The sequence below is a fragment of the Streptomyces sp. NPDC056948 genome (genome assembly GCF_042674225.1).
Lineage (GTDB): Bacteria > Actinomycetota > Actinomycetes > Streptomycetales > Streptomycetaceae > Streptomyces > Streptomyces purpurascens.
The window spans coordinates 1-3,147 of record NZ_JBHUQX010000673.1; the positions used below are offsets into that span (position 1 = coordinate 1).

A 3,147-nucleotide genomic window follows, 5' to 3' on the forward strand; every position below is an offset into this window, starting at 1 on the left:
GGGCCGTCGAGCCGACGGCGAGCAGACTCCTTCTGCGCGGTCCCGAGCGGGCGCGCGGCGATGGGGGAAACGGCACTTCAGACGTCCTCGGGGGGGCTCGTACGAGAAAGAAGCGACTGGCAGGGCTGCACGCCCGTGATCACGGTACCCGGGCCTTCGCCCGAGACCACTCAGCGGCACCGTTCGTCACCGGGTGGACGGCAACACTCCCTGCGACCGGATACCCTTTGATCAGACACGCGCCCCATCCCACAACAGCACACGCGGCCGAGGAGTCACCCGGATGAGCACCACCCAGAGCGAGAGGCTGCGAGAACTACTGGAACCGCTCGTCAGCTCTCAGGGCTTGGACCTCGAAGAGATCGAAGTGGACTCCGTCGGACGGAAGCGTGTGCTGCGCGTGGTCGTCGACTCGGACACGGGCGCCGACCTGGACCAGATCGCCGATGTGAGCCGCGCGCTCTCGGCGAAGCTCGACGAGTCGGACGCGATGGGCGAGGGCGAGTACACCCTCGAGGTCGGTACCCCGGGCGCGGAGCGCCTCCTCACGGAACACCGGCACTACGTGCGCGCCACGGACCGACTGGTGAAGTTCCAGCTCACCGAGGGCGGCGAGCTGGTAGCCCGGATCCTGAAGGTCGACGACGACGGTGTCGACACCGAGATCCCCGGAGTCAAGGGCCGCAAGCCCACCGCACGCAGACTCGCCTTCGCCGACATCGTCCGGGCGCGTGTCCAGGTCGAGTTCAGCCGCAAGGACAACAAGAAGGAAGAGGAGGCGTAGCCGTGGACATCGACATGAGCGCCCTGCGGGGCTTGGTTCGGGAGAAGGAGATCTCCTTCGACCTGCTGGTCGAGGCGATCGAATCGGCCCTCCTCATCGCCTACCACCGCACCGAGGGAAGCCGCCGGCACGCGCGCGTGGAGCTCAACCGGCAGACCGGCCATGTGACCGTGTGGGCGAAGGAGGACCCCGACGACCTCGAGGAGGGCCAGGAGGCCCGCGAGTTCGACGACACCCCCACGGGCTTCGGCCGTATCGCCGCCACCACGGCCAAGCAGGTCATCCTGCAGCGCCTGCGCGACGCCGAGGACGACGCGACGCTCGGTGAGTACGCCGGCCGCGAGGGCGACATCGTCACCGGTGTGGTCCAGCAGGGCCGCGACCCGAAGAACGTGCTCGTCGACATCGGCAAGCTCGAGGCCATCCTGCCGGTGCAGGAACAGGTGCCGGGTGAGTCCTACCAGCACGGCATGCGCCTGCGGTCGTACGTCGTCCGGGTGGCCAAGGGTGTACGCGGCCCGTCCGTGACCCTGTCCCGCACGCACCCCAATCTGGTGAAGAAGCTGTTCGCCCTGGAGGTCCCGGAGATCGCCGACGGGTCCGTGGAGATCTCCGCGATCGCCCGGGAGGCCGGTCACCGGACGAAGATCGCCGTCCGCTCCACCCGGTCCGGCCTGAACGCCAAGGGCGCCTGCATCGGCCCCATGGGCGGCCGGGTGCGCAATGTGATGGGCGAGCTGAACGGCGAGAAGATCGACATCGTCGACTGGTCGGAGGACCCGGCCGAGATGGTGGCGAACGCGCTGTCCCCGGCCCGCGTGTCCAAGGTGGAGATCGTGGACATGGCGACCCGGTCGGCCCGGGTGACCGTGCCCGACTACCAGCTCTCCCTGGCCATCGGCAAGGAAGGGCAGAACGCCCGGCTCGCCGCCCGGCTGACCGGCTGGCGGATCGACATCCGACCGGACACGGAACCGGCCGTGAACGGCTCGGAGGAATAGATCCAAGCCGCGGGTCGTTCAGATCACGACAGGTTCATGCGCGGCAACTGTTCGAATCCTGCCCCAAAGGGGTCAGGGGCGTACGGGGAGGTAGACTTAACGGTGTCTGGCCGGACGCGCGTCCGCGCATGCCCTGAACGCACTTGTGTGGGGTGTCGGGAGCGAGCGGCCAAGGCCGATCTGTTGCGGATCGTGTTGATCAAGGACGCATGCGCCCCTGATCCACGCGGTACGCTGCCCGGCCGGGGTGCGTACGTACACCCCGCCCAGATCTGTCTGGACCAGGCGGTACGCCGACGGGCGTTCACGAGGGCACTGCGCGCCCCGGGACCGCTCGACACAAAGGCGTTGCGCCGATACGTCGAGCAGACAACAGTTGCCGACCAGGCAACACGGTAAAGACGTGTCGCACGGAACACCGTGCGGCTTGGTACCTCGCGAGTCGAAAGCAGGTCGAGATTGCGATGAGCACTCGATGAGTACGCGATGAGTACGCCCATGAACTAGCGACGGTCCGGACGTAACCCGGACCTCAAAGGAGCGAAGTGGCTAAGGTCCGGGTCTACGAACTCGCCAAGGAGTTCGGTGTCGAGAGCAAGGTCGTCATGGCCAAGCTCCAGGAACTCGGTGAATTCGTCCGTTCGGCGTCTTCGACGATCGAAGCGCCTGTCGTACGCAAACTGACTGACGCCTTCCAGGGTGGCGGCAACGGCAAGTCCGCCGCGAAGCCCGCAGCCCCCAAGAAGGCCGCCCCCCGTCCCGCCGCGCCCTCTCCGGCGCAGGCTGGGGGCCCCTCCCACGGCGCTAAGCCGGTGGGGGAGCGCCCGGCTGCTCCGAAGCCGCCGGCCGCACCCAAGCCCGCCGCGGCCCAGGAGCCGTCGGCCCCCGCTGCCTCGTCGGCCCCCGCGCCGGCCCCGGGTCCGCGTCCGACGCCGGGCCCCAAGCCCGCGCCGCGTCCGGCCCCGGCAGCGCCCGAGTTCACGGCGCCGCCCGCGGCGGCTCCGTCCCCGGCCGCGCCGAAGCCCGCCGGCGGGCGCCCCGGTGCCCCCAAGCCCGGTGGTGGCCGTCCCTCCGGCGGTCCCGGCCAGGGCCAGGGCGGCCAGGGCCGTCCCGGCGGCGAGCGTGGCCCGCGTCCCGGTGCTCCGGCGCCGCGTCAGGGCGGTTCCCGTCCGGCCGGTCCGCGTCCGGGTAACAACCCCTTCACCTCCGGTGGCTCCACCGGCATGGCGCGCCCGCAGACGCCCCGTCCGCAGGGTGGCCGTCCCGGCCCCGGCGGCCAGGGTGGCGGTCCCCGTCCCCAGGCGCCCGGCGCCCAGGGCGGCGGTCCGCGTCCGCAGGCTCCGGGCGGGAACCGTCCGAGCC

The 3,147-nt window shown here is 70.5% G+C and carries 4 protein-coding genes; all 4 read left to right on the plus strand.

Annotation, left to right across the window (positions count from 1 at the left end; genetic code table 11):
- The first annotated feature begins 283 nt into the window (after positions 1 to 283).
- On the plus strand, positions 284 to 784 hold the full coding sequence (gene rimP / locus ACFTZL_RS43300; protein WP_382595652.1) for a ribosome maturation factor RimP: 501 nt from the start codon (positions 284 to 286) through the stop codon (positions 782 to 784).
- Positions 785 to 786: 2 nt separating this feature from the next.
- Entirely contained in the window at positions 787 to 1,785 is a 999-nt protein-coding gene (gene nusA, locus ACFTZL_RS43305; RefSeq protein WP_382595655.1) for a transcription termination factor NusA, read from the plus strand.
- A gap of 102 nt (positions 1,786 to 1,887) precedes the next feature.
- Positions 1,888 to 2,184: a YlxR family protein gene (locus ACFTZL_RS43310; RefSeq protein ID WP_382496744.1), complete on the plus strand. Its 297-nt coding sequence runs from the start codon at positions 1,888 to 1,890 to the stop codon at positions 2,182 to 2,184.
- Between the two features lie 146 nt (positions 2,185 to 2,330).
- A partial coding sequence (locus tag ACFTZL_RS43315; protein WP_382595657.1) for a translation initiation factor IF-2 N-terminal domain-containing protein occupies positions 2,331 to 3,147 on the plus strand: 817 nt, incomplete at its 3' end.